20 protein-coding genes and 1 pseudogene are annotated in these 23488 nt (G+C 45.7%); 8 read left to right on the top strand and 13 right to left on the bottom strand.

The window, feature by feature from the left end:
• Nucleotides 1-79: 79 nt before the first annotated feature.
• Genes mmsB through R7E47_RS03645 form a run of 6 tightly spaced genes read right to left on the bottom strand, consistent with a single transcriptional unit; the run spans nucleotide 80 to nucleotide 6871 of the window.
• Complete coding sequence (gene mmsB / locus R7E47_RS03670) at nucleotides 80-985, bottom strand: 3-hydroxyisobutyrate dehydrogenase (protein WP_005375775.1); 906 nt, start codon at nucleotides 983-985, stop codon at nucleotides 80-82.
• 11 nt (nucleotides 986-996) lie between these two features.
• The gene (locus R7E47_RS03665; protein WP_017821198.1) at nucleotides 997-2136 is read right to left on the bottom strand and encodes an enoyl-CoA hydratase/isomerase family protein; all 1140 of its coding nucleotides are present in this window, start codon (nucleotides 2134-2136) and stop codon (nucleotides 997-999) included.
• An 8-nt stretch (nucleotides 2137-2144) separates the two neighbouring features.
• Nucleotides 2145-2930 (bottom strand): enoyl-CoA hydratase, encoded by a 786-nt coding sequence (locus R7E47_RS03660; protein WP_318083763.1) that lies wholly within the window; start codon nucleotides 2928-2930, stop codon nucleotides 2145-2147.
• 38 nt (nucleotides 2931-2968) lie between these two features.
• A complete protein-coding gene (locus tag R7E47_RS03655) occupies nucleotides 2969-4123 on the bottom strand; it encodes an acyl-CoA dehydrogenase family protein (protein ID WP_318083761.1) in 1155 nt (384 codons plus the stop codon).
• Nucleotides 4124-4142: 19 nt separating this feature from the next.
• A complete protein-coding gene (locus tag R7E47_RS03650; RefSeq protein ID WP_017634263.1) occupies nucleotides 4143-5636 on the bottom strand; it encodes a CoA-acylating methylmalonate-semialdehyde dehydrogenase in 1494 nt (497 codons plus the stop codon).
• A 23-nt stretch (nucleotides 5637-5659) separates the two neighbouring features.
• Nucleotides 5660-6871, bottom strand: a complete 1212-nt coding sequence (locus R7E47_RS03645; RefSeq protein WP_318083760.1) for an acetyl-CoA C-acyltransferase — start codon at nucleotides 6869-6871, stop codon at nucleotides 5660-5662.
• A 275-nt stretch (nucleotides 6872-7146) separates the two neighbouring features.
• On the opposite strand from R7E47_RS03645, the gene R7E47_RS03640 reads away from it, so the two are divergent.
• From R7E47_RS03640 to R7E47_RS03620, 5 genes are all read left to right on the top strand, one after another.
• Nucleotides 7147-7521, top strand: coding sequence for a MerR family transcriptional regulator (locus tag R7E47_RS03640; RefSeq protein ID WP_017821195.1), 375 nt, complete (start codon nucleotides 7147-7149; stop codon nucleotides 7519-7521).
• A gap of 66 nt (nucleotides 7522-7587) precedes the next feature.
• The gene (locus R7E47_RS03635; RefSeq protein ID WP_318083758.1) at nucleotides 7588-8757 is read left to right on the top strand and encodes an isovaleryl-CoA dehydrogenase; all 1170 of its coding nucleotides are present in this window, start codon (nucleotides 7588-7590) and stop codon (nucleotides 8755-8757) included.
• 25 nt (nucleotides 8758-8782) lie between these two features.
• Nucleotides 8783-10387 (top strand): carboxyl transferase domain-containing protein, encoded by a 1605-nt coding sequence (locus R7E47_RS03630; RefSeq protein ID WP_064376502.1) that lies wholly within the window; start codon nucleotides 8783-8785, stop codon nucleotides 10385-10387.
• Nucleotides 10388-10416: 29 nt separating this feature from the next.
• Nucleotides 10417-11256: an enoyl-CoA hydratase-related protein gene (locus tag R7E47_RS03625; protein WP_085568957.1), complete on the top strand. Its 840-nt coding sequence runs from the start codon at nucleotides 10417-10419 to the stop codon at nucleotides 11254-11256.
• Entirely contained in the window at nucleotides 11256-12164 is a 909-nt protein-coding gene (locus R7E47_RS03620; protein ID WP_318083755.1) for a hydroxymethylglutaryl-CoA lyase, read from the top strand. Before R7E47_RS03625 ends, R7E47_RS03620 begins: the two co-directional genes overlap by 1 nt.
• A 46-nt stretch (nucleotides 12165-12210) precedes the next feature.
• Here the strand turns inward: R7E47_RS03620 and R7E47_RS03615 are convergent, their stop codons facing one another.
• The 3 genes and pseudogenes from R7E47_RS03615 to R7E47_RS25485 all read right to left on the bottom strand — a co-directional run.
• Nucleotides 12211-13089 (bottom strand): DMT family transporter, encoded by an 879-nt coding sequence (locus tag R7E47_RS03615; protein WP_017634269.1) that lies wholly within the window; start codon nucleotides 13087-13089, stop codon nucleotides 12211-12213.
• A 391-nt stretch (nucleotides 13090-13480) separates the two neighbouring features.
• Nucleotides 13481-13885 carry a methyl-accepting chemotaxis protein gene (locus tag R7E47_RS25490; protein ID WP_372082083.1) on the bottom strand — a complete coding sequence of 135 codons (405 nt, stop codon included), beginning with the start codon at nucleotides 13883-13885 and terminating at the stop codon, nucleotides 13481-13483.
• 129 nt (nucleotides 13886-14014) lie between these two features.
• Nucleotides 14015-14701 (bottom strand): annotated as a pseudogene (locus R7E47_RS25485) (PAS domain-containing protein); the annotation flags it as partial.
• Nucleotides 14702-15569: 868 nt separating this feature from the next.
• Here R7E47_RS25485 and R7E47_RS03600 point away from each other — a divergent pair.
• Complete coding sequence (locus R7E47_RS03600; RefSeq protein ID WP_005375731.1) at nucleotides 15570-16010, top strand: phosphate-starvation-inducible PsiE family protein; 441 nt, start codon at nucleotides 15570-15572, stop codon at nucleotides 16008-16010.
• A gap of 419 nt (nucleotides 16011-16429) precedes the next feature.
• Here the strand turns inward: R7E47_RS03600 and R7E47_RS03595 are convergent, their stop codons facing one another.
• Nucleotides 16430-17038 (bottom strand): MarC family protein, encoded by a 609-nt coding sequence (locus tag R7E47_RS03595; protein WP_017635732.1) that lies wholly within the window; start codon nucleotides 17036-17038, stop codon nucleotides 16430-16432.
• 279 nt (nucleotides 17039-17317) lie between these two features.
• A complete protein-coding gene (locus R7E47_RS03590; RefSeq protein ID WP_064354628.1) occupies nucleotides 17318-17743 on the bottom strand; it encodes a TraR/DksA C4-type zinc finger protein in 426 nt (141 codons plus the stop codon).
• Between the two features lie 190 nt (nucleotides 17744-17933).
• Between R7E47_RS03590 and zigA the strand changes: the two genes are divergently transcribed.
• Entirely contained in the window at nucleotides 17934-19124 is a 1191-nt protein-coding gene (gene zigA, locus R7E47_RS03585; RefSeq protein WP_318083750.1) for a zinc metallochaperone GTPase ZigA, read from the top strand.
• Nucleotides 19125-19281: 157 nt separating this feature from the next.
• Here zigA and R7E47_RS03580 read toward each other — a convergent pair whose 3' ends face one another.
• Nucleotides 19282-20496 (bottom strand): CobW family GTP-binding protein, encoded by a 1215-nt coding sequence (locus tag R7E47_RS03580; protein WP_258670109.1) that lies wholly within the window; start codon nucleotides 20494-20496, stop codon nucleotides 19282-19284.
• Between the two features lie 523 nt (nucleotides 20497-21019).
• A complete protein-coding gene (locus tag R7E47_RS03570) occupies nucleotides 21020-22279 on the bottom strand; it encodes a peptidoglycan DD-metalloendopeptidase family protein (RefSeq protein ID WP_318083746.1) in 1260 nt (419 codons plus the stop codon).
• 147 nt (nucleotides 22280-22426) lie between these two features.
• Here R7E47_RS03570 and R7E47_RS03565 point away from each other — a divergent pair, with 147 nt between their 5' ends.
• A complete protein-coding gene (locus R7E47_RS03565; protein WP_064354625.1) occupies nucleotides 22427-23299 on the top strand; it encodes an aspartoacylase in 873 nt (290 codons plus the stop codon).
• Nucleotides 23300-23488: the final 189 nt, after the last annotated feature.

Genomic DNA, 23488 nt, shown 5'->3' with positions numbered 1-23488 from the left:
TACCTCAACCAGTCTAAGTTGGCCGAAATGATGCGCATTTTACGTCACCATCTCGGGCTGGTTTGTCACAAAACTCGGTCTAGCCTTTCTTACTCTTGTATAACTCAAATAAGCTTGAGAAATCGAGCTCGCCGTGGCCGCTCGCGTTGTGGAAAGAATATAAGTTGCGCGCTAACGACCCCATCGGAACCGAAGAATGTGTTTGTAACGCCGCATCTAACCCCAAGCCGAGATCTTTTAGCATGAGTTTGCTCATAAAGCCCGGTTGGTAATCGTGACTGGCTGGCGCACTGTCCATCACGCCTGGGCAAGGATTGTAAAGCTCCAATGCCCAATTTCGGCCAGAGCTTTGCAGCATGATGTTTGATAGCACTTTTGGATCGAGTCCATGATCGATACCTAGGTTTAATGCCTCGCACGTACCAGACATTAAAATGCCGAGCATAAGGTTGTTACAGATTTTTGCCATTTGACCATCGCCTGCTTTGCCAGCATGGAAAACATTTTTTCCCATATACTGCAAAATCGCATTGGCTTTAGAAAACGCTTGATCCGAACCACCAACAATAAAGGTTAATGTCGCCGCTTTAGCGCCAGCAACGCCCCCCGAAACGGGCGCGTCGACAAACAACACGCGTTTATTTGCCGCTTCATTGGCGACTAATCGCGCAGAGTCCGGATCAATGGTTGAACAATCAATCATCAAGGTACTTGGCGAGACAAGATTGAGGACACCTACTCCACCGTGTAAGTCACCAAGATACACGGAACGAACGTGAGACCCTGCTGGTAGCATCGTGATGACTGTGCTAGCACCATCTACTACCTCTTCGATAGAGCTCGCCACCACCGCACCAAAAGGTACTAGTTGCTTTGCGGCTTCGCTATCGACATCGAATACTTGCACGTTAAATCCAGACGCGAGTAAGTTTTGCGCCATAGGATGCCCCATCCTTCCTAAACCGATAAATGCGATGGTACTCATGATCATTCTCCTTATTGACCTAGTGTTTGTTCACCCAAATTAGCAAGCGGATGCTCGTTATCTGACCAAAGCGAGGTAAACAAAGTATCGATAACATCTTCATCGACTTCACTGACACTGTTAAATATCCAGCTCGGCTCGCCATCCCGGTCAATGAGCCGAGAACGGACGCCCTCTTTAAACTCACCTAATAAGGCACTGCGAACCGACAAACTCAACTCTAAACGGAAGCAATCTGCAAGCGGTAAGCTGTGGTACTCTTTCACTTGTCTAAAGCAAATATGCGCGGTGATCGGACTGCCCGATGCGAACGTTTGTTTCGCGTTTTCTATCCACTGACTGTTCCCGTCGATAGCCATGATTCGCTGTGCTATCGCATTAAGATCAAAGCCTTTGCACGCTTCCTCTATCTGATCTAAGTATGGACAAATTTGCGTGGTTGGTTTGCTATCAATAACCTGTTCTTCCATTAATTGTAGTAGCGCAGTTACCAACTCTTTCGCATCTTCTTTGCCCCACTGGAGCCGCTTTAGCTCATCCAGTAAGGTGGGATACTGCTCTTCCAACAGTAACCAATCGGCCAAACCAATAGTGACAGCGTCACTTGAATTTACCATTGAACCTGTCAATCCGAGGAATAAGCCCACTTGCGGATCTATCTGGCTTAAAAACCACGTACCTCCCACATCAGGATACAGTCCGATATTGATTTCTGGCATAGCAAGGCGTGATGTTGTTGTCACAACTTTATGGCTGGTTCCCATAAAAAGCCCCATCCCACCGCCCATGACAATACCTTCTCCCCAACCGATAATGGGTTTGTTGTAAGTGTGGATGAGATAGTCACACTCATACTCCAACGAGAAATAGTTCGTACAGAACTCTACGATTTTTTCTTTACTCTCGTTATGCATGACGTGATACATAGCTCGAACATCACCACCAGCACAGAATGCTTTTTCTCCAGCGCCAGTCAGTACCACACAAGCCATATGTGGATCATCTTGCCACTTGATAAGCTGATCGTTGAGTTGGACCAACATGTCATACGTCAATGCATTCAATGAAGCGGTGTTTTCTAACGTTGCGATACCAATGCGGTGCACGCCATCTAAGCACTCTATTTCACTAATGGTTACCATCCCTGCCATGTGGCCTCCTATCGGTTTTTCCATTGCGGTGGGCGTTTTTCTAAAAAGGCGCGAACACCCTCAACTTGATCTTCCGTATCAAAGAGATTCAGAAACAACTCTCGCTCTTTCATGAAGCCGTGCTTAAGTGGCGCAGAGCGCATATTTTGAATGAGCGCCTTACATGCGGCGACAGAAGATGGTGACTGGTTCGCAACAGATTCAGCAAGTTCCAGCGCTTTACTTAAAGCTTCACCTTTGGGAACCAGCTCCTCAACTAGGCCTAGTTCTTTTGCTTTGTAAGCGCTGACTTGCTCTCCACATAAAATGATACGCTTTGCCCAGCCTTCCCCTACTAACGCTGTGAGGTTTTGGGTACCGCCAGCGCAGGGCAAAAGTCCGACTTTGGCTTCAGGTAAAGCAAGTACCGCTTGCTCTTCAACTACTCGAATATCACAAGCTAATGCCACTTCTAAACCTCCACCCATGGCGTAACCATTAATGGCGGCAATGGAAACACCACGGAATTCCGAGAGCGTTTCAAAGGCTTCACCAAAGCATCGCGCCATGTCTAACGCAACCGCTTTGTCACCGTCAGAAAATGGCTTGAGATCTGCACCAGCAGAGAAAAATTTTTCTCCACTGCCGGTTAAAACCAGTGCGTAGACCTGCTTATCATTGTTAAGTGTGAGTATCAGCGACTTCAGTACCTTGAGGCTCTCTGCTGTCCACGTATTGGCTGGCGGGTTGTTCATCGTCACCACCGCAACGTGATTAGTGATCGTATGTTGAATGGCTTCTTGGGTTAATGGCATATCTGAATCCTTTCTCAATGAGCAAATCCAATACTTCGCTAAAGCAAAGCCGACTCCTCAGAGAGCAAACGACGTGCGATGATCAAACGCATAATTTCGTTCGTTCCCTCCAGAATTTGATGCACACGCACATCTCTGAAATGACGCTCCATTGGATACTCTTTGATGTAACCATAGCCACCATAAAGCTGCAGCGCGTGGTCGCAAACCTGAAAACCTACATCGGTTGCGAACCGTTTTGCCATCGCGCAATAAGCCGTAGCATCAGGGTCATTTCGGTCGAGTTTACTGGCGGCATAGCGCACCAACTGCCGCGCAGCCACTAGCTCTGTCGCCATGTCTGCCAATTTGAATTGTAAGGCTTGAAACTGCGCAAGCGGCTTGCCGAACTGCTTACGCTCTTGAATGTACCGTGCCGCCTGATTAAGGGCCTGTTGAGCCGTACCGACGGAACAGGTCGCAATATTTATACGCCCTCCATCAAGCCCTTTCATCGCAAAGACAAAACCTTGCCCTTCTTCGCCCAGTAAATGGCTAGCTGGAATAACGACATTTTCAAAAGTAACCGCTCGTGTTGGTTGGCTGTTCCAACCCATTTTGGGTTCTTTGCGCCCATAGCCGATACCATCAGCGTGAGCAGGAACAACAAATGCGGACACGCCTTTGGCACCCTCATCTCCGGTTCGCGCCATCACGACCAAAACATCTGTCTCTCCTGCGCCAGAGATAAAGATTTTGCCACCATTCAGCACGTAAGTATCACCTTTTTTGCTCGCGGTTGTGGCCAACGAAGCGGCATCCGACCCCGCATTAGGCTCGGTTAAGCAATAGGAGCCTAACCACTCCCCCGTAACTAATTTCGGACAGAACTGCGTTTTGGCTTCATCGGTAGCAAAACTGGCTATCATCCAACTGACCATGTTGTGAATCGTCATAAACGCCGTAGTGGACGTACATCCCATGGCCAGTTGTTCAAAGATAATTGAAGCATCCAAGCGACTCAGCCCTAGGCCACCTTGCGCTTCTGGAGTGTAGAGACTGAGAAACCCCAGTTCCCCCGCCTCTCTCAATACGTCTTTGGGGAAGATCTGCTTTTCATCCCACTCCGCCGCCATCGGTGCTAAACACTCATCGGCAAATTGCTGAGCGGTATCGGCAAATGCACGTTGATCTTCATTAAGTTCAAAGTCCATAAAAGCTCCTTCTATTCACTCAGCGCAGTTGGATGGTCAAATTAGGCCCCGTTGGAATATCGTCATCAAACCAACGTGCCGTCACCGTTTTAGTCTCGGTATAAAAACGTACCGCTTGTTTACCATACGCATGTAAATCACCATAGAAACTGCCTCTCCAACCAGTAAAGGAGAAAAATGGTAAAGGGACTGGAATAGGCACATTGATCCCAACCTGACCGACTTGAATGTCATGCTGATATTTTCTCGCAGCAGCGCCATTAGCCGTAAAAATGGAAGTGCCGTTCCCGTATGGGTTGCGATTCACCAACTCAATGGCCTCTTGCAACGTTTCGACTTCCATACAAACTAAAACAGGGCCAAATATCTCTTGCGTGTAAATCGACATATTCGCTGTTACACCGCTAAACAAGGTTGGGCCAATCCAGTTTCCATCGGGAAAGCCTTCCACTTCACACTGACTGCCATCCAGTTCACACACTGCGCCTTGTTGTTTGCCATCTTCGATTAGGTCCAATACGCGTTGTTTGGCTTGCTCACTGATCAGTGGGCCATAAGCAGCTTGCTCATCGTCCCAAGGCCCTGGGTGTACTTTCGCCATTGCCTGTTTAAGGTCTGTAATCCATTGTTTTGAATCGCCGACAAATACCGCAACAGAAATTGCCATACAACGCTGCCCCGCCGCCCCAACGGAGGACCCCACTAAGTTATTCACCACTTGTTCCTTGTTCGCATCAGGCATGATCACCATGTGATTTTTAGCACCAGCAAAAGCTTGAACGCGTTTAAAGTGTTTCGTACCCGTAGTGTAGATATAACGGGCAACAGGAACCGAGCCAACAAATGACACCGCTCGAATATCAGGATGAGCCAGCAGAAAGTCGACTTGCTCTTTGCGGCCATGAACGATCTGCAACACCCCTTTTGGCGCGCCGGCTTGCTCAAATAGTTCGGCTAAACGAATAGAGGTCAATGGCACTTGTTCGGAGGGTTTGAGCACAAACGTATTGCCCGCAGCGATGGCGATTGGGAACATCCACAACGGAATCATGGCAGGAAAGTTAAACGGCGTGATCCCACAACACACACCTAAGGGCTGAATCATTGAGTAACTATCAATATCCGTGGCAACGTTTTCGACGGTTTCTCCCATCATGTTGCTAGCAATGTTTGCCGCCTGCTCAACCACCTCGATACCACGCCACACATCGCCTTTGGCATCCGCTAAAATCTTACCCGTCTCATGAGAAAGCAGTGTGGCAAGCTCATCATGATGTTCTTTGAGCAAGTGCTGATAGCGAAGCATGACTCTGGCACGCTCGGATACTGCCACTTCCTTCCAAGATTGGAATGTCTCTTTCGCATTATCAATGGCGGCTTCCATCTCGTGCTCTGTGGAACATGGAACGTACGCAATGACATCATTAGTGGCGGGATTGGTTACCTCAACCCAATCCGATGTTTGAGATTCACGAAACTCGCCACCAATAAACAAGGGAACCAAACGAGTCATCATTTACTCCTTTCTGATTTCAATTAAAGCTGTATTTCAATGCCTATCGCCGTGGCTTCTCCACCACCGATACAAAGTGACGCAACACCCCGCATCACTTTTTTGGCTTCGAGATCACCATTGGTGCCTAACGCTTGTAGCTGACGCAAACTGTGAATCAATGTCACCAGAATTCGTGCGCCACTAGCCCCTATCGGATGCCCAAGCGCACAGGCTCCACCTTTAATATTTACTTTGCTCGTATCTAGTCCAAGTTCCGCCACCGCTATTTGTGTCACGACGGCAAAGGCTTCATTGATTTCCCACAGGTCCACTTCATAAATTGACCAATCTAGCTGGAACAGCAGTTGCTCAATTGCGTAGACGGGTGCCAAAGTAAATTCTGCAGGTTTTCTGGCATGTGTAGAGTGCGCCTTGATGATCGCAAGTGGTTTAAGCCCCTGATGACGCGCAGTGTCTTCATCCATAAGCACAAGAGCCGCTGCGCCATCTGAAATGGCACTCGAATTAGCAGCGGTCACCGTACCTTTTTCATCGAATGCAGGTTTGAGTTGAGGAATTTTACCAAGGTCAATCGAGCGAGGGTGCTCATCGTAGTTCAGCACCGCTTGTTCTGACTTGGTATTGAGTGAAACCGGCGAAAGTTCATCGGCAAACAAGCCTCGCTCTTGAGCTTCCAACGCACGTTTTGCCGACATCACGGCCCATTCATCCATTTGCTCTCTGGTGAACTTAAGCCTGTCAGCGACTTGCTGAGCATAAACACCCATTAAGTGCCCTTCGTAAGCATCTTGTAGCCCATCGAGAAACATGTGGTCATACGCAGACTGGTGCCCCATACGCATTCCCTTTCTCGCCTCCCTCAGCAAATACGGCGCATTGGTCATACTTTCCATACCACCAGTAATGGCAGAGCGAATCGTTCCAGCTTTAATGAGATCGTGCGCTAACATGACGCTCTTCATGCCAGAGCCACACACTTTGTTAATGGTGGTGCACCCTACACCCAAAGGAAGATCTGCCCCCATAGATGCTTGCCTCGCAGGAGCTTGTCCACACCCTGCTGGAAGCACACATCCCATGAACACTTCATCCACCGAAGTCACATTCACTTCGTGCATTGCCGCCTTGATCGCCAGTGCGCCTAATTGAGGAGCAGAGTAAGTTTGCAACTTGCCTTGAAAGCGCCCAATTGGCGTTCTTTTCGCGCTGACAATCCAGATGTCTTTTCCCATGATTCGCATTCCCTTAAGGTATATGTGAACACTTGGCAGACTGATGACACCCTACATAGAATTACTCACCAAGCGCCACACCAGCCTTTATCGCCTTTTTCACTAACAAACTTTCATTCCGCGATTTCTTGACGTTTACGTAAGCATAGCACTAGCCTTTACAATGAGATGAAAAAACACACCAAGCAGACGTTTATATTTCAAAGTTGATGTTCGGCCTTCCCATTTAAGGTTCGATTTCCAGAAACTGGATTTTTATTCGAGGTAAGTATGTTATGGAAAAATACAAGATCAGTGACCTCGCCAAGGAGTTTGATATTACTACTCGCAGTATCCGGTTTTATGAAGACGTGGGTCTGATTGAACCAGAGCGAAAAGGCAATATGCGCGTTTATCAACGCAGGGATAGAATTCGCCTCAAACTGATTTTAAGAGGGAAACGGCTCGGTTTTTCGCTGGCAGAAATTCGTGAACTTTTCGAGCTCTACGACATGCAACAAACCGAAGGACAGTTATTGAAAATGCTCAATATCATTGAAGAGAAACAAGCCGTCCTACAACAACAACTCAACGACATCAGCGTCGTTATGGCTGAGTTGAATGCCGCTAAGGAGCGTTGTATTCAAACACTCAAAAGCAAGCAGACATAAACGCTATACTCAATTAGCAACACCGCTACCGGCTTTTCCACCTTACCTCTGATACCGGGAGACGTTATGAAAAGCACCTATACCCCACTCAATTTCGGACTTGGTGATACCATCGATATGCTCCGAGAACACGTTAATGCCTTTGCTACGGAACATATTGCGCCCATCGCCGCTGAGATAGACCGCGATAACCAGTTCCCGAATCATTTATGGCCTTTGTTGGGAGAAATGGGGTTGCTTGGTGTGACCGTCGATGAAGAGCTTGGTGGTGCAGGCATGGGATACCTCGCTCATGTTGTTGCCATAGAAGAAATCAGCCGTGCCTCTGCGTCTGTCGCTTTAAGCTACGGCGCTCATTCTAACCTGTGCGTCAACCAAATCTTTCGTAACGGCACGCCTTCTCAACGCGAAAAATACCTTCCAAAACTCATTGATGGTACGCACGTTGGCGCCCTAGCGATGAGTGAGCCCAATGCCGGTTCAGACGTGATAAGCATGCAACTGAAAGCGGAGAACAAGGGCGACCATTTTGTACTGAATGGCAACAAAATGTGGATAACAAACGGGCCCGATGCTGACGTAGTGGTGCTTTACGCTAAAACGGATGTCAGCGCAGGTTCACGTGGCATTACCGCATTCATTATTGAACGTAACTTCGCAGGTTTCACTCATGCTCAAAAGCTGGACAAGCTAGGCATGAGAGGCTCGAATACTTGCGAACTTGTATTTAACCATTGCGTAGTGCCAAAAGAGAATATTCTTGGCGAGTTGAATCAAGGCGTCGAGGTGTTAATGAGTGGGCTGGATTACGAGCGCGTCGTCCTCGCTGCCGGACCACTCGGGATAATGCAAGCTTGCATGGACATCGTGGTCCCGTACGTACATGAACGAGAGCAGTTTGGAAAACCCATTGGCGAGTTTCAGTTAGTTCAGGGCAAGATCGCCGATATGTACTCTCGAATGAGTGCAGCAAAAGCTTATGTATATACCGTCGCAGCGGCTTGTGATCGAGGTAACGCAACACGCAAAGACGCCGCTGGCGCGATTTTGTACAGTGCAGAACTCGCCACACAAATGGCACTCGATGCAATACAACTGCTCGGTGGGAATGGCTACATCAATGAATACCCTGCTGGTCGTTTGCTACGTGATGCAAAGCTTTATGAAATCGGCGCGGGTACCTCTGAGATTCGCCGCATGTTAATAGGCCGAGAGCTGTTCGAAGAATCTCGCTAACGGAACATACGACAAGGAAGTCATTATGGCCATTATCAAAAGTAAAACTAAGCCAACTGACGAGTTATTTCTTTCCAATAAAGCTGCGATGGAAACGTTGGTCACTCAACTTAATCAACACATCGAGACCATCAAACAGGGCGGCGGTGAAAAAGCCATTCAGCACCAGAGGCAAAAAGGAAAACTCCCCGCACGAGAACGCATCGCGCGCTTGCTTGATGACAACACTGACTTTCTTGAAATCAGCCAGTTTGCCGCCTGGCAAGTGTATGACGAAGCGATCCCCTGTGCTGGCGTTATCGCCGGCATTGGTATCATAGAGGGAATTCAATGCATGGTCATCGCCAACGATGCTTCGGTAAAAGGCGGAACCTACTACCCACTCACGGTAAAAAAACACCTTAGAGCGCAAGAGATAGCCCAACGTTGCCAACTCCCCTGCGTGTACTTGGTGGACTCCGGTGGCGCAAATCTCCCTCATCAGTCCGACGTCTTCCCCGATAAAGAACACTTTGGTCGCATTTTCTTTAACCAAGCGAGAATGTCGGCGAAAGGCATCCCCCAAGTTGCTGTTGTGATGGGGCTTTGCACTGCTGGGGGCGCGTACGTTCCTGCCATGGCGGATGTCTCCATTATGGTTAAAGAGCAAGGCACCATTTTTTTGGCGGGACCACCTTTGGTGAAAGCGGCCACTGGCGAAGTCGTGACGGGTGAAGAGCTCGGCGGTGCAGACGTGCATTGTCGAAAATCTGGTGTCGCAGATTATTACGCTGAAAATGATGAACATGCCCTAATGCTTGCGAGAGAAGCCATTGCCAATGCCAATAGAACAAGACCTGTTAAGCCAGAAAACACCGTACTTCCTCCCCGCTACGACGCAGAAGAAATCTACGGAATCGTGAATGCAAACTTAAGACTGTCATTCGACGTTCGAGAAATTATTGCCCGCATCGTCGATGATTCTGATTTCGACGAATTCAAAGCCTTGTACGGCAGAACGCTAGTGTGTGGTTTCGCTCGTATTCAAGGACACTTGATTGGTATTGTGGCAAACAACGGTATCTTGTTTTCTGAATCGGCACAAAAAGGCGCGCACTTTATTGAGCTGTGCGCCAAACGGAAAACACCGCTTCTTTTTCTCCAAAACATTACCGGCTTTATGGTCGGAAAAAAGGTTGAAGAAGAAGGCATCGCAAAACATGGCGCCAAGCTAGTGATGGCCGTCGCTTGTGCTGACGTGCCGAAGTTTACCGTGATCATCGGTGGATCGTACGGCGCTGGTAATTACGGCATGTGCGGCCGAGCGTATGATCCAACCATGATGTGGATGTGGCCGAACGCGCGTATTTCTGTGATGGGCGGAGAACAAGCAGCAGGCGTTTTAACACAAGTTCGAAAAGACGCGAAGGAACGTCAGGGGGAAGCGTGGTCAGAGCAAGAAGAGCACATTTTTAGAGAATCGATCATAGACTTGTATGAAACACAAGGACATCCCTATTTTGCGAGTGCTCGGCTATGGGATGACGGAATTATTGACCCTAAAAAAACGCGTCAGGTGTTGAGTCAAGCGTTAATGGCAGCATTAAACGCCCCCATTCCTGATAGCGAGTTTGGCGTCTTCAGAATGTAAATATCCAAAGATGAATTAAGGAAGTAAATATGCAGGAAATGCAACCAAGCATTATTCCCAACGCCCAAAGGCAAGATGATGTTCTTTGGCATGTCGATGACAATGGCGTAGCGACCATCACTCTAAACAGAACAGCCAAGCACAATGCTTTTGACGCTTGTACGATCGACTTGCTGATCCACCGCCTAGATTATCTCGCTTTACGAACGGATGTGCGATGCTTGGTATTAAAAAGTAACGGCAAGCACTTTTCATCCGGGGCCGACCTGAATTGGATGCAGTCGATGGCCGACAGCACGAGGCAAGATAATTTCGTTGATGCCCAAAACTTGGCAAGACTCATGGAAACACTAGATTCGTTCCCTCAACCCACCATCGCGGTTGTACAAGGCTCCGCTTACGGTGGCGCGCTGGGATTGATTTGTTGCAGTGATATCGCCATCGCGAGCCAATGTGCCAACTTTTGCTTAAGTGAAGTTAAGCTTGGTTTAGTTCCGGCAACCATTGCACCCTACGTCATGCGCGCGATGGGGAATCGACAAGCTAGACGTTATATTTTAAGTGGTGAAGTCATTTCAGCCGAGGATGCCGAACGGTTTGGTATTGTGCACGAAGTGAAAGAAGCCAAACAACTTGAAAATGCGGTCGATAGCGTGATCAAGACGTTACTACTTAATAGCCCAGATGCGATGCGTAAAGCGAAAACGCTCTGTCACCAATGTCATCAAAACCCCATCGAACAACAACTGATTCACTATACTAGCAAGCTCATTGCGGACATTAGGGTATCGCCACAAGGCCAAGATGGCTTGCAAGCGTTTCTTGAAAAACGAAGCCCAAGTTGGGTAACCAAATCACAGGACAAGTAATGCTGCCTTCAAAAGTAAAGATTGTCGAAGTAGGTCCACGAGATGGATTGCAAAATGAATCTCCTGTTGCGACCCAGACTAAAATCCGGCTGATCAACTTACTCTCTGATACTGGGCTAACGCATATTGAGGCGGGCTCTTTTGTCTCACCCAAGTGGGTGCCACAAATGGCGGACTCAATAGAGGTCATGAAAGCAATAACACGGCGAAATCATGTTACCTACTCTGCCCTGACACCAAACCTAAAAGGCTTAGAACAAGCGTTAGAGGCTGGTGTCAATCAGGTCGCGATTTTCACTTCATCCTCAGAAGGATTCTGCCAACACAATATCAATTGCTCGATTGCAGAAAGCCTAACTCGCTTCGAACCTGTAATGCGATTAGCCACCAAACACGGCATCCCTGTTCGTGGCTATCTATCCTGCGTTGCCGACTGCCCTTACGATGGCCCGACAGCCCCTAAACAAGTGGCGAGCGTGGTCAAATCACTCATCGATTTAGGGTGTTATGAGGTGTCTCTAGGCGACACAATCGGTACAGGCACGCCAAACCGTATCGCTGCTATGCTGGAAGCCGTCATGTTGGTTGCACCTCTTCGCCAGCTTGCTGTCCATTTCCACGACACATGGGGACAAGCTCTCACCAACATTTATCAGGCACTGAGTATGGGCATCAATACCATCGACAGTAGTGTAGCTGGGCTGGGTGGATGCCCATACGCTCAAGGCGCATCAGGAAATGTCGCAACGGAGGATGTACTGTATTTGTGCCAAGGGTTAGGAATAGAAACGGGGATCGACTTAGAGCTACTGGCTAAAGCTGCCTGGATGATCAGCGAAGAGCTGGGTCGGCAGCCTACATCAAAAGTGTCATTAGCATTGCGTAACCGCGTATTATCACTTTCGTAGAAGGCCATCCGGCACCTCAAATTCTCCCAACCCAAGTTAATTTGCTCTACTTTCGGGTAGGGAAGCGAAACCGCCCGCCAGTACGATAAATAATTAGAGAAAATAAGATAAGCACACAACCTACTAGTTTATTTGCCGTTAGTACTTCGCCATACCACAGCACGCTCAGAATAACCGTCCAAACTGGTTCTAATATCATAATTAGAGCAGCGTTACCTGCCTGAACAAATTTTTGCCCCATGGTTTGCATTACGTAACGCAAGCTCGTCGCTAATAAGGTACTCAACGCAAACCACCACCAAATAGAGGAGTCCACCTCTACCGGGAAAGATTCCATAAAAAATGAAACCAACAAACCTAAACAACCTGCTGAAAAAAGTTGCACGCAAGTAAGCAGCAGCACAGGTAGTTTTTGAGAGTATTTGCTGTTCACATTAAAATGAAGCGCCAAAACCAGTGCTGCACCAAGAAACCACAATTGACTGGCCGATTGTTTCCAGCCACCAACTAAAGAAAGACAAGCAAGACCTAATACAGCGATAGGCAAAGAAAGCCAGAAAATTCGTTGTGGTCGTTGACGAAACATAACCCATGCAACAATCGGCACAAACAGCATGGAAAGGCTCATGATAAATGCGCCTTCCCCGAGAGTATCACTGATAGAAATAGCGTAAATCCATGTCATAACGGCACTGCCTAACAGGAGCCCGACACCACCAGCAGAAAGCACATCTTTTAAGTTTGCTTTCAGCAAAGGTCGGTAACATAGAGGCAGTAAGCAGAGCGAAGCGATAGTAAATCGCGCCCCAATAAAGCCAAAAGGTGGTAAACCCTGTATTGTTTCCTTAGAGAATATCCAGCCAAGTGCCGCGATCATCGTCGTCGCAACCAGAATAACCGTCGCTTTGCGTTCTGAGTTAAACATAAGTACTCACAAAATATGGAACACACAATAGCGCAGCAAGAGAGTTTTACTGCGCTATTGTGTAAATTTGAAAGGGGTTTGTGTCGAGCGAAAAAGTGAAAGCCCGATCCTCTCCTGTATTGTTGTCACGCAGACTGAAGTTTTGCTGCTAGATACATTAAATGCAGGCAAAGTCTTAAGGCAAGCCTTTTCGCATACTAAATTACTTTGGCATTCTATACAGCAAGCAAACTGGCTAAAACCTGTACCGGGTGTCGAACTACCCCTCCTTCAAAACGCTTAACTTGACTGCGGCAGGAGTAGTATTGCGACTTCAGCGATCCTCAATACAGGTTGAATAAGGCGAATTGCTTTTTACCCATCGCCCCGACAATGAAAACTTATTGATTAACTACAACGAGCGGTTAAATTGCTCCACGGCCTCTACAACACGGCTAGCGCCATCTTGTATTTCATTCATCACATTGCCTGCTTTTTCAGAGAGCTCTAGCGTATCTAGTGCTTCTTTTTGGCATTTAGCGATCAGCTTAACTGCGTTATCTGTTCGCTGTAGGTTTTCACTGACCATTGTGACAATTTCATCGGTGGTTGCATTGGTTCTTGTAGCAAGCTGTCTGACTTCATCAGCAACAACGGCAAAACCTCTACCATGCTCACCCGCACGAGCCGCTTCTATCGCCGCATTTAACGCCAATAAGTTAGTTTGGTCAGCGATACCACTGATGCTATTTACCAACTCGCTAATACGCGATGAGTGCGCTTTAAGCTCGTCAATCGCGGTGTTCGCTTGCTGCATTTGCTCGGAAAGTATCTGCATCTTTTCTAACGTTGAGCCTATAACCTCTTGCCCTTGCAGGGTTTGTGTTCCAGTTTCTTGCGAGATTTCATTCGCCAATTGCGCAGCCTGGGCCATTTTCTGTTCCTGCATCACCTGCTGGGTAATATCTGTCGCGAACTTAACGACCTTATAGAGCTCTCCTCTGTCGTTATGGATTGGGTTATATGAAGCCTCTAACCACACCTCTTCACCATAACGGTTAACTCGTTTGAATCGCTCTGATGAAAATTGCCCTTTTGCTAAACGTTGCCAAAACTCACGGTAAGCTTGAGAGCTCGACTCTTCCTGATCACAAAACATGCGATGATGCTTCCCTAGAATCTGATCAAGCGTATAACCCATTGTGTTTAGGAAATTATCGTTGGCTTTTAAAACATGGCCATCTAATGTGAACTCAATCACCGCCATAGAACGACTTAATGCATTTAGCATGTCCTCTTGCTCACGAGATGATTTGATCGTTCGCGTAAGTTCAGAAGCAAAAACAAAAAAGCTTTCTACTTCTCTGTGCTCATTTAAAACAGGCTGGATAATCGTTCTTAACCAGGCTTCCTCACCATTACCTTTCTGTACTTGCAATGCCCCATTCCAGAACACTTTATCTTGGACGGCTTTCTTCATTCGATGAAAGTGATCTGTATTACGCGAATTTGACGGTACCAATTCAGTAATTGATTTCGTTAAGATCTCATCATCATTTAAGAAAAGTTCTTGCTGTAGCTTAGTATTTGCAGAAGTAATGATGCCTTTACTATCCAATGTTAAGCGGATCATCTCTTCATCTAAACTGGTTTGGATTTGCTGCAGGATTTGCAACTCCTGCTTTAATCGTTGATTTTCTTGTTGAAGCGACTTATTAAAAAACATGACTTTCTCTCATTTGACCGACCTTCGGATTAGTCAAAGGTTTATTATTTGTATACCGAATAAACTGCAAGCGGCAAAATCGTTTGGTTGCATATTCAAACGCGATTTCTATTTCTTATCAAAGGACCCCGCAGGGAATACGGCGATTTTTTCTCCAGTGTAACCTAAGCGCAGTATACTGAAATTTCTTCAGCACCCAAGTTGTTTATATATTTATCAATATTAAAGCTCTTTATCGCCAATTTGAGGTTTGTATTTGTGGATATACTTATATGGAGAAGTGGTGTGTTCAGATCAATAAGCCTTTTCATTTAAAAAAAGGGCCTTGACTTAGTTCCAATAATTTTCGCCGTTTTACCGCTTTTCCACCCGACTTTTGAGCGATTACCCACTCCTTATTCGCTTGTATTTCTATTAACAACGCACGGAGGAACCAGCAACAAGCGCATCGATTTGCCCAGTATCAATACGTTGTGGTATCCGCTCATTCAGTTTGCCGTGAAGGTGATGAATCACCACCTCACCAGTCGACTCGTCACGATCAGAAATGAGGCAATGAGGTAATGAGGTAATGAGGTAATGAGGTAATAACGCATGACACCAGAGATTACATTATGTGTCCAACATTGTGCCCACTCCTAAGTTTCATAACTTCCTTCCCTCGGACGCTTCTATCTCTCACCACAGCAACTATGCTTTAAACGACATGTATTCAATTGTCTACCTTCAACATATGAAGGTTAAGTGAACATAAACAAGCGAAGGAAACAGGGCCATGGAAGTCGATAAAAATGATAAGTTAACAAAAAAATTACAGATAGTGATTCATTGGTCTGTAAGAGTATTGTCGATAGTTATGTTGTTTGTAATCGTCATGGGTGTGATAGATGTTGCATGGACGATATATCAAAAACTTATCACGCCACCTAAACTCATTCTGACGATTTCAGATATGCTAGCCACTTTTGGTGCTTTTATGGCCGTTTTAATTGCTATTGAAATTTTCATCAATATAACTATTTACCTGAGAGAAAATGTTATTCATGTAAAAATCGTCATGGCCACCGCGCTGATGGCAATCTCCCGAAAGGTCATTATTATAGACTTTGAAACCTTGTCTCCAATGTACCTGATTGGAATTGCGGCTGTAGTTCTTAGTATGAGTCTTGGTTACTGGCTGATCCATAAACTGCCCAATAAGAGCCATACTGAATAAACTTCTCAGCCTCCCGAATTTTCAGATACTCTCAAGGCATGAAAAAGTCTTGTCTTGGCACGTTGGAAGCTAATAAATTCCTCCATGCTAGGCTCTATATACTGCGAGACTACAAGATTATAGAGTAGTGCCTAGGCGGAGAAATTATCGATATTATTTTCTAGCAGCTAATCTTTGAGTATTGGCACAGCTCAATGGGGCAAGTGTTGCTCCAGTTCCCCATCTGATTTATACCCTCAACATCTATGTATTTTAATTTCAACTTTTCCGTGATCCTCTTAAACAAGGTCGTCACGAATAGCCTGAAGGATTACATCCGGCTAAAAGTAACCGCCAGAAAAGTGATTGTCAGGTGGTCGGTCATCTCGCCGTAAAATTAGCTCTTAACGCATACCTTCAGCTCAGTTTGCGAAAAAGCCTTAAAGGTCAAAGTAACTTTCAATCCCATTCAGAGTGTTGGTCGTGGCCACAGCGGCTAATATCAACCCCATGATCCGACTTACAGCACTAGCTCCTGTATTCCCAATAATCCTGTGTATGCCGCTGGCCATTAATAGCAAGATATAAACAACCAATAGTACCAGCAGCATCATAGCCACTGTCTGGACTTGCTCCCAAATATTAAACCGCACGTTCTCTGTGAGTAAAACGGCGGCTAATATTGCGCCAGGGCTAGCAATTGATGGAATGGCTAGAGGAAAAACTGCTGTATCATGATGACTATTGAGCGTTCTGATTTCTTCTGCTGGTTTACTCTCACCAAATATCATAGTCAAAGCAAACAAGAACAATACGATACCGCCCGAGATTTGAAACGCAGACAAGGGAATACGCATTGCTGTAAGTATGATTTCACCAGCAACAACAAAAAACAGTAGGATAGCAGCGGAGAATAGAGTCGCAAACAGAGCGACCTTACGCTTTGCCACTTCTTCATAGCTTTTTGTGGCTGCGATAAAAACGGGCACAGTACCTATGGGATCGATGACAGCAAAGAAAAAGATAAAAGTTGCCACAAAGTCAATCATGCTACTTTCTCCAGTACCAATTTAGCTTTAAGGATAGAAGATCAGCTTGAAGTAGCAGAGAAAATGTTTGACGCTAACATAGCGAGAGCTCATTCAGAAAAACAAAAATGGTGCGTTATTTACAATACAGAACTTACTTCTATCCTATCGATAACTATTAATATCTCAAAGGTAATGACTACCATACCTAACGGTAGTCGCCATCGCTTTAGACTTCTCAGAGAACATCAAAAAAACAAGTGAACGAGAAGAATATCGACGTCATAAGATAGTGAGGCTTTAGTGTTTATACCAGTGCTCTTTTGACTCCATTTGAGCTTTTACTTCTGCACTATATTCAGCAGTAGGTCGTGCCAATAACCTTGGAATGCCGATAGGTTCTCCGGACTCTAAACAATAGCCATACTCCCCTGCGCGCAAGCGAGCCAACGATCGTTGAATCTTAGGTAACAGCTTTTGCTCTCTATCTATGATTCTTAATGCGATTGCAGATTGCTCCTCACTGGACGCCCTATCGCTTTCGTCACTGAATTCCATTGGCGCAATCATCTCTTCTTTCGCGCGTTCAATATGCGCTAACGTCAATTCATAAAGCTCAAATAATCGGTTTTCAAAAAACGCGAGCTGAGCTTCATTCATATAATCCGCCTCGGGCGCTGCAAGAATTTCTTCTTCTGTCATGACATGCTTTTTCTCTTCGTTCATAGAACCTCCACACCGAGATAAGAGTTCGATCTCTAAATTCCGGACATCTGAACCTGTGCAACTAAACGACAAATAAAGCCGCCAATAAGGTGCAGTGCTCGACACACTCACAAACTGCTTGATGCCAGAGTTAAGATCACCGACTATATTAATTGTTATATTATAACATTACACTATAAAGAGCATGAGCATGAACACCCAGAAACTCCCTGTTACGGTTTTGTCCGGCTTTCTAGGCGCAGGAAAAACAACCGTTTTAAGTCATATTCTTAACAATAGACAAGGCAGAAAAGTCGCGGTCATCGTCAACGACATGAGCGAAGTCAACATCGATGCAGCGACCGTTCAGAATGAAGTTTCTCTCAACCACAGTGAAGAAAAGTTGGTTGAAATGAGTAACGGTTGCATCTGTTGTACCCTGCGTGAAGATCTGCTTGAAGAAGTCACTAAACTCGCGCAAGAAGGCAGATTCGATTACTTAGTTATCGAGTCCACTGGCATCGCCGAGCCACTTCCCGTTGCAGAGACTTTTACGTTTGCTGATGAAAACGGGCTATCACTTTCAGACGTTGCACGTTTAGACACCATGGTTACGGTGGTTGATGCGATTAACTTTCTGCGTGATTACGATGAAGCTAAGTTCTTAACAGAGACTGCCGAATCATTAGGTGAAGACGATGAACGCAGCGTTGCTGACTTACTCGTTGATCAAGTAGAGTTCGCTGACGTTATCTTGATAAGTAAAACCGACCTTGCTGAGAAATCAGAAATCGAAAGGCTTCTTGCGATTCTTAAAACTCTTAATACATCGGCCACTATTCTTCCTATCTCGAATGGTGAAGTAGAACTTGATGCGGTACTCGACACACAAAGCTTCAGTTTTGAAAAGGCACAACAAGCCCCAGGTTGGTTGAAGGAAATGCGAGGCGAGCACATACCGGAAACCGAAGAATACGGCATTTCCAGCTTTGCCTATCATGCGAGACGCCCTTTCCATCCAGAGAAGTTTTACGACTTCCTCCACAATGCGAAAGATTACGGCAAACTGATTCGTTCCAAGGGTTACTTTTGGCTAGCAACCAGACCAGAGTTTGTCGGTCAATGGAGCCAAGCGGGAGGCATCGCACGTTATGGTGTTGCGGGTATGTTTTGGAAAGCGATTCCGAAGGAGGAATGGCCGACGGATCAAGATTACCTAGATGCTATAAACGACATTTGGCAAGAACCATACGGCGATATGCGACAAGAATTGGTGTTTATTGGTCAGGGATTAGAGCAAGAGAAATTGATTACTCGTCTTAACGAATGCTTGTTAACAGAAGATGAGATGGAGCAAGGGCTCGACTATTGGTTATCTCTGGAAGACCCTTTCCCTGAATAGGAACAGTAAACGACTGAGATTCAAAAAAGCCTCCCACCATTCGGGAGGCTTTTTCGTTACACAGAGCCAATTTTGGTATACCGAGCCAATTCAGTAAGTTCGTTCTTGGTACAAGCCGAGATTCAAACATGCACCAAGGGAATCCTCACCAGTACATTCAAACTGTCTTCTTCTGGCTCAACTTAGCTATTTTCTTTGGCCAAGGATCTTCAAATGTTGCCCCCTGTTGCCATTGCTCCAATTCCGCATCCGTTAAAAAGCAGTTTTCCAGCGCATCAATAAACACATCGACTTCGTTTTCTTGCCCAATCACCGTTAAGCGACAACGACGATCACCAAAGCGGCTTTCAACACTGTCTATCTTATCTTGCAGGATTTGACGATGTTCCTCAGTGAAGTTTTGCGATTCGTCATTGATTACCGAAGCGCGCCAAAAGCCTGTAATTTCAAGCCCCACATTGCCGCTTGCTTGGCTCCAAAGCAGTGAAACATCGTCTCGAGTTGGAAACCAAAAGAACCCCTTACTGCGGAACACACCTTTAGTTAAATACTGGTGGCAGGTACTCCACAAACGCGCAGGATGAAAAGGTCGATCATCTTTGATCACTTTGGCGACAAGGCTTTGTTCGTCTTTATCAGAGAGATTCAACGGCTCATTCACCGTCTCACGAAGTTCTGCGATTAACTGCTCAACAAGGAAGAAATTGTAGTCTTGCTCACCTTTCAACATGCGGATATCCAAGTTTCCCCATGACGTTTTGATTATCTCGGTGTAAACATTAAGCGGATGAATCCCCTGCGCGATGTTGCGAACGGTATTGTCATCCACTTTGTCCGTCTTGGTGAGCATGACACGGTTTGAGAACATAATTTGCTCTACCAACAAGTTTTCAACGCCGCGAACACCCTGCTTTACGTTCTCTTGCCACTTCGGAATTAAGGCAGAACCTTGTCGATAGTCATCTCGCAACCAAGTCGCATCCACCAACGTAATTACGTCTTTGAGTGCGAATTGTGCGTTACTTTTGAAGTACTCGACCAAAGGTAAAGGATGACTGCTGCCCGACGTTTCAATCACAACCCATTCTGGCGATTTTTCTGCGCAGAGCTTTTTAAGGGCTTTATCGAGCTGCTTTACACCACTCAGGCTGCTGATGCTGTCTCCACTGATCGTAACAAAGTTGCCCTGCTCTTCACTCACCGCATCGGTATTTAAGATAAGCACGCCATCGACGTCTAACTCACTCATGTCATTAACAATAACGGACAGATCAATACCAGAAGAATCGGCTTGTTGAAGAATGTTGCGTAAAAACGTGGTTTTCCCGGACCCGAGAAACCCATGCAAAATGGTGACTGGAATTGATGGCATACTTTTGACCTACAAACTCTGGATGAACGCATGTTATAACATAACAGCTTAGTGAGTTATAGAAGGAATCCAATTGCTGTCTTAGACGCAAAACTTAAGAATCGGTAAAGATCACAGGGGCTGATTTCTCAGAACTCTCCTTCGTTTCTCATCACGTTTCATCACCAGCAAAGGTCTGACTATTGATAAAAATAATAAGTGGTTACAAAACGACCATTGCTTTGTTTATAAAATTGGAGAAAGATGACAATACAGCGATTTATAGGAGGTGGTGTTATGACTTTAGTTCTTACCGTCCTTATTTTCCTAAGTTGTATTGCGATGCTCGCGATTGGTGTGATGTTTTCACGTAGGCCGATCAAAGGCGGAGGTTGTTGCAAAGTGTCCGATGTTGCGGATGTGGGCGCACGTAAAAGAAAAAATCGCAGTCATTATTCTTCTAGGAACACATATTGACACTCACCTATTGCTCCAACCTCACAACACAAAATAGCATAACTGAGCCCTAACAAATTGTCGGGACTCAGTTTTTCGTTTCTACTAGATAATCAAACTCTGATACTCGCGCCAAAAACGAAGGTTTCTGGATGTTAGGAAGCGACTTCGCGATAGGTAAGTCGGCTTTCATTGCATCAACCGGACGATTACGAACTAAAACTTCAAAATGTAAATGTGGTCCGGTTGAACGACCAGCATTCCCAGAGAGGGCTATTTTTTGCCCACGCTTTATAACTTGACCTTTTTTAACCAAGATTTTATTCAAGTGTAGGTAACGAGTTTTGTACACACTGTTATGTTCAATCACTAAATAATTACCGGCATAAGGGTGCTTGCGGACCGCAATTACTTTTCCATCCCCAGTAGAATAAACTGGCGCACCGATTGGTGTCGCGAAATCCGTTCCGTTATGCGGGGTGACTCTTCCCGTCACTGGGTGTTTACGCTTAGGGTTAAACCCAGAGGTGATTCGGCGGTATGCCCTATCGACAGGATAACGGTTAAACGCTCGCTCCAAACTGTTACCAGCTCTATCATAGAACCGTCCATCCTCGGCTAGAAATGCAGCGACTTCGCCCCTCGCTAAGTTAAAAGAAATAGCCTTAATCTCACTATTGCCAGTTTTGTGTTCACCTAAATATTGCTGTTTCACTAATATATCGAAACGGTCACCGGCTCTAAGAGATCGCGCAAAATCAATCTTATCTTTCATCACCTGCGTAATATTTGCGACGTGGCCTGATGCCAATCCTACTCGATGTGCCGAGACTGAAAAACTCCCTTTGATTTCTCCCGAAAATAAGGTTTCACGCCATTCCCCTGAAATTTCCTGAAATTCGTAAGAGAAGGAGCCATCGTTTTCTCTAGTGTAGATAGCCTTCTCTACAAGGCTCATATGATAAATTAGTCGACTCAATTGCCCCATGTCATCCATCACTAATTCAAGCTCTTCTCCGGGCTGAATCATATCTAGCTGGAGGTGATCAAGATCAACTGAGAGAATTTGCTGCAAAATACCGTAAGGGAGACCCAATTGAGCGAAGATACCACTGAGCGTATCTCCCACTTTAACTATATAGTGTATTTGTTTAGGTTTAGGCAACGGAGTCAAACTGACATCTGAGGGAACCACTATCTTTGATGATGGAGGTGGTGACGAATCACTGCTTTGATTCAGTTGAACGCTGTGACTATCTTGATTTGGCTCATCCTCTGTAGGTAGAAGCAAAGCGACCGAAAAACAAAACACAGCAACGATTAAAGCAATAAATTTAAACTGACTCATGAGAAACTAAGTATCAATAACAATGATTGTTATGTTATAACATATCTAGGATTATTTTTACTCAGTTTAGTAAACGTTTATTCAGTTCACTGGATTGGCTAAGAGAAGACCAGTCATTCACCCCATTCTCTTTGAGAAGGCTCAATAATGAACACATTCAATTCAGCACTTATCGTTGCAGGAACACACGGAAACGAACTTTCTGGTATTTATTTACATAAACTAATCAAAGAAAAACGTTACTCTGTCAATAGATCAACCTTTTCAGCCTGCTCGATCATCGCAAACTCCGAAGCAGTAAAACACAACGTCCGATACATCGATACAGACTTAAATCGCGAGTTCTCAGCAATGAATAGCAATCATTGTCCTGATTTGCATGAAAGCAAGATTGCACATCAATTTATCGAGAAATATGCAAACCAAGAAAAACTGTTGATTGTTGACCTGCACAATACAACAAGCAATATGGGAGCGACGTTGATTTTGCTTTCTAACGATGTGTTTTATCGGAAACTGGGCGCGTACGTCAAACAACGAATGCCATCAGCACATGTCCTTTTCGAAGAGCGAAAAGAATGGCAAGAGCAACCTTACCTTTGTACTGCTGGGCAATATGGAATAATGATTGAGGTCGGGGCGCAAGCACATGGTGCGCTAGAGTACAGTACGTTGGAGTTGATGAAACAGATGCTTACCGCAGTATTGGACTATGTTGAAAAGCACAACCTCAACCAAATAGGCTTACTGAGCGATTATGAGGCATTTTTTTACACCGAAGAAATCAGGATTCCACTTGATCAAGAGGGTATGCGGCAAGCACTAGTACACCCTACTATTTGTGGCAGAGATTTTGAGGCGGTCAAACCAGGAGCACCTTTATTAGCGACTTTCGCTGGTTATGATATCCATTGGAATGGCAAAGGGGAAATTTACCCGCACTTTATCAATGAGAGCGCCTACAGTACCGCAAATATAGCAATGGCCCTCGCTAAAAAAAGACGTGTTTCTTCCGGGTAACTTAAAGCAAGTAATTAGGCCACGTGTAACGTGGATACCTCACACCATGAATAAAACTGTGCCTGAACCGCATAGGCAGAAAATACGGGTACTAACCCCACCCTAATACGGCAGCATAAGTGCCCTAAGCGCAGCTTTAAAAGAAACCCCACTAGAATTTTAAGGAGGTAAGACATTATGGTTAAAAGG

It is taken from the genome of Vibrio sp. Vb1026, from assembly GCF_033338745.1.
In the GTDB taxonomy this organism is placed as follows: domain Bacteria; phylum Pseudomonadota; class Gammaproteobacteria; order Enterobacterales; family Vibrionaceae; genus Vibrio; species Vibrio alginolyticus.
Note: the sequence above shows the minus strand (reverse complement) of the source record. Positions and strands in the feature narration are given on the sequence as shown.

What these genes read in the sequence shown, in the direction of transcription:
- mmsB (WP_005375775.1), bottom strand. Translation starts at nt 985, where the DNA reads ATGAGTACCATCGCATTTATCGGTTTAGGAAGGATGGGGCATCCTATG.
- R7E47_RS03665 (WP_017821198.1), bottom strand. Translation starts at nt 2,136, where the DNA reads ATGGCAGGGATGGTAACCATTAGTGAAATAGAGTGCTTAGATGGCGTG.
- R7E47_RS03660 (WP_318083763.1), bottom strand. Translation starts at nt 2,930, where the DNA reads ATGCCATTAACCCAAGAAGCCATTCAACATACGATCACTAATCACGTT.
- R7E47_RS03655 (WP_318083761.1), bottom strand. Translation starts at nt 4,123, where the DNA reads ATGGACTTTGAACTTAATGAAGATCAACGTGCATTTGCCGATACCGCT.
- R7E47_RS03650 (WP_017634263.1), bottom strand. Translation starts at nt 5,636, where the DNA reads ATGACTCGTTTGGTTCCCTTGTTTATTGGTGGCGAGTTTCGTGAATCT.
- R7E47_RS03645 (WP_318083760.1), bottom strand. Translation starts at nt 6,871, where the DNA reads ATGGGAAAAGACATCTGGATTGTCAGCGCGAAAAGAACGCCAATTGGG.
- R7E47_RS03640 (WP_017821195.1), top strand. Translation starts at nt 7,147, where the DNA reads ATGGAAAAATACAAGATCAGTGACCTCGCCAAGGAGTTTGATATTACT.
- R7E47_RS03635 (WP_318083758.1), top strand. Translation starts at nt 7,588, where the DNA reads ATGAAAAGCACCTATACCCCACTCAATTTCGGACTTGGTGATACCATC.
- R7E47_RS03630 (WP_064376502.1), top strand. Translation starts at nt 8,783, where the DNA reads ATGGCCATTATCAAAAGTAAAACTAAGCCAACTGACGAGTTATTTCTT.
- R7E47_RS03625 (WP_085568957.1), top strand. Translation starts at nt 10,417, where the DNA reads ATGCAGGAAATGCAACCAAGCATTATTCCCAACGCCCAAAGGCAAGAT.
- R7E47_RS03620 (WP_318083755.1), top strand. Translation starts at nt 11,256, where the DNA reads ATGCTGCCTTCAAAAGTAAAGATTGTCGAAGTAGGTCCACGAGATGGA.
- R7E47_RS03615 (WP_017634269.1), bottom strand. Translation starts at nt 13,089, where the DNA reads ATGTTTAACTCAGAACGCAAAGCGACGGTTATTCTGGTTGCGACGACG.
- R7E47_RS25490 (WP_372082083.1), bottom strand. Translation starts at nt 13,885, where the DNA reads ATGCAGCAAGCGAACACCGCGATTGACGAGCTTAAAGCGCACTCATCG.
- R7E47_RS03600 (WP_005375731.1), top strand. Translation starts at nt 15,570, where the DNA reads ATGGAAGTCGATAAAAATGATAAGTTAACAAAAAAATTACAGATAGTG.
- R7E47_RS03595 (WP_017635732.1), bottom strand. Translation starts at nt 17,038, where the DNA reads ATGATTGACTTTGTGGCAACTTTTATCTTTTTCTTTGCTGTCATCGAT.
- R7E47_RS03590 (WP_064354628.1), bottom strand. Translation starts at nt 17,743, where the DNA reads ATGAACGAAGAGAAAAAGCATGTCATGACAGAAGAAGAAATTCTTGCA.
- zigA (WP_318083750.1), top strand. Translation starts at nt 17,934, where the DNA reads ATGAACACCCAGAAACTCCCTGTTACGGTTTTGTCCGGCTTTCTAGGC.
- R7E47_RS03580 (WP_258670109.1), bottom strand. Translation starts at nt 20,496, where the DNA reads ATGCCATCAATTCCAGTCACCATTTTGCATGGGTTTCTCGGGTCCGGG.
- R7E47_RS03570 (WP_318083746.1), bottom strand. Translation starts at nt 22,279, where the DNA reads ATGAGTCAGTTTAAATTTATTGCTTTAATCGTTGCTGTGTTTTGTTTT.
- R7E47_RS03565 (WP_064354625.1), top strand. Translation starts at nt 22,427, where the DNA reads ATGAACACATTCAATTCAGCACTTATCGTTGCAGGAACACACGGAAAC.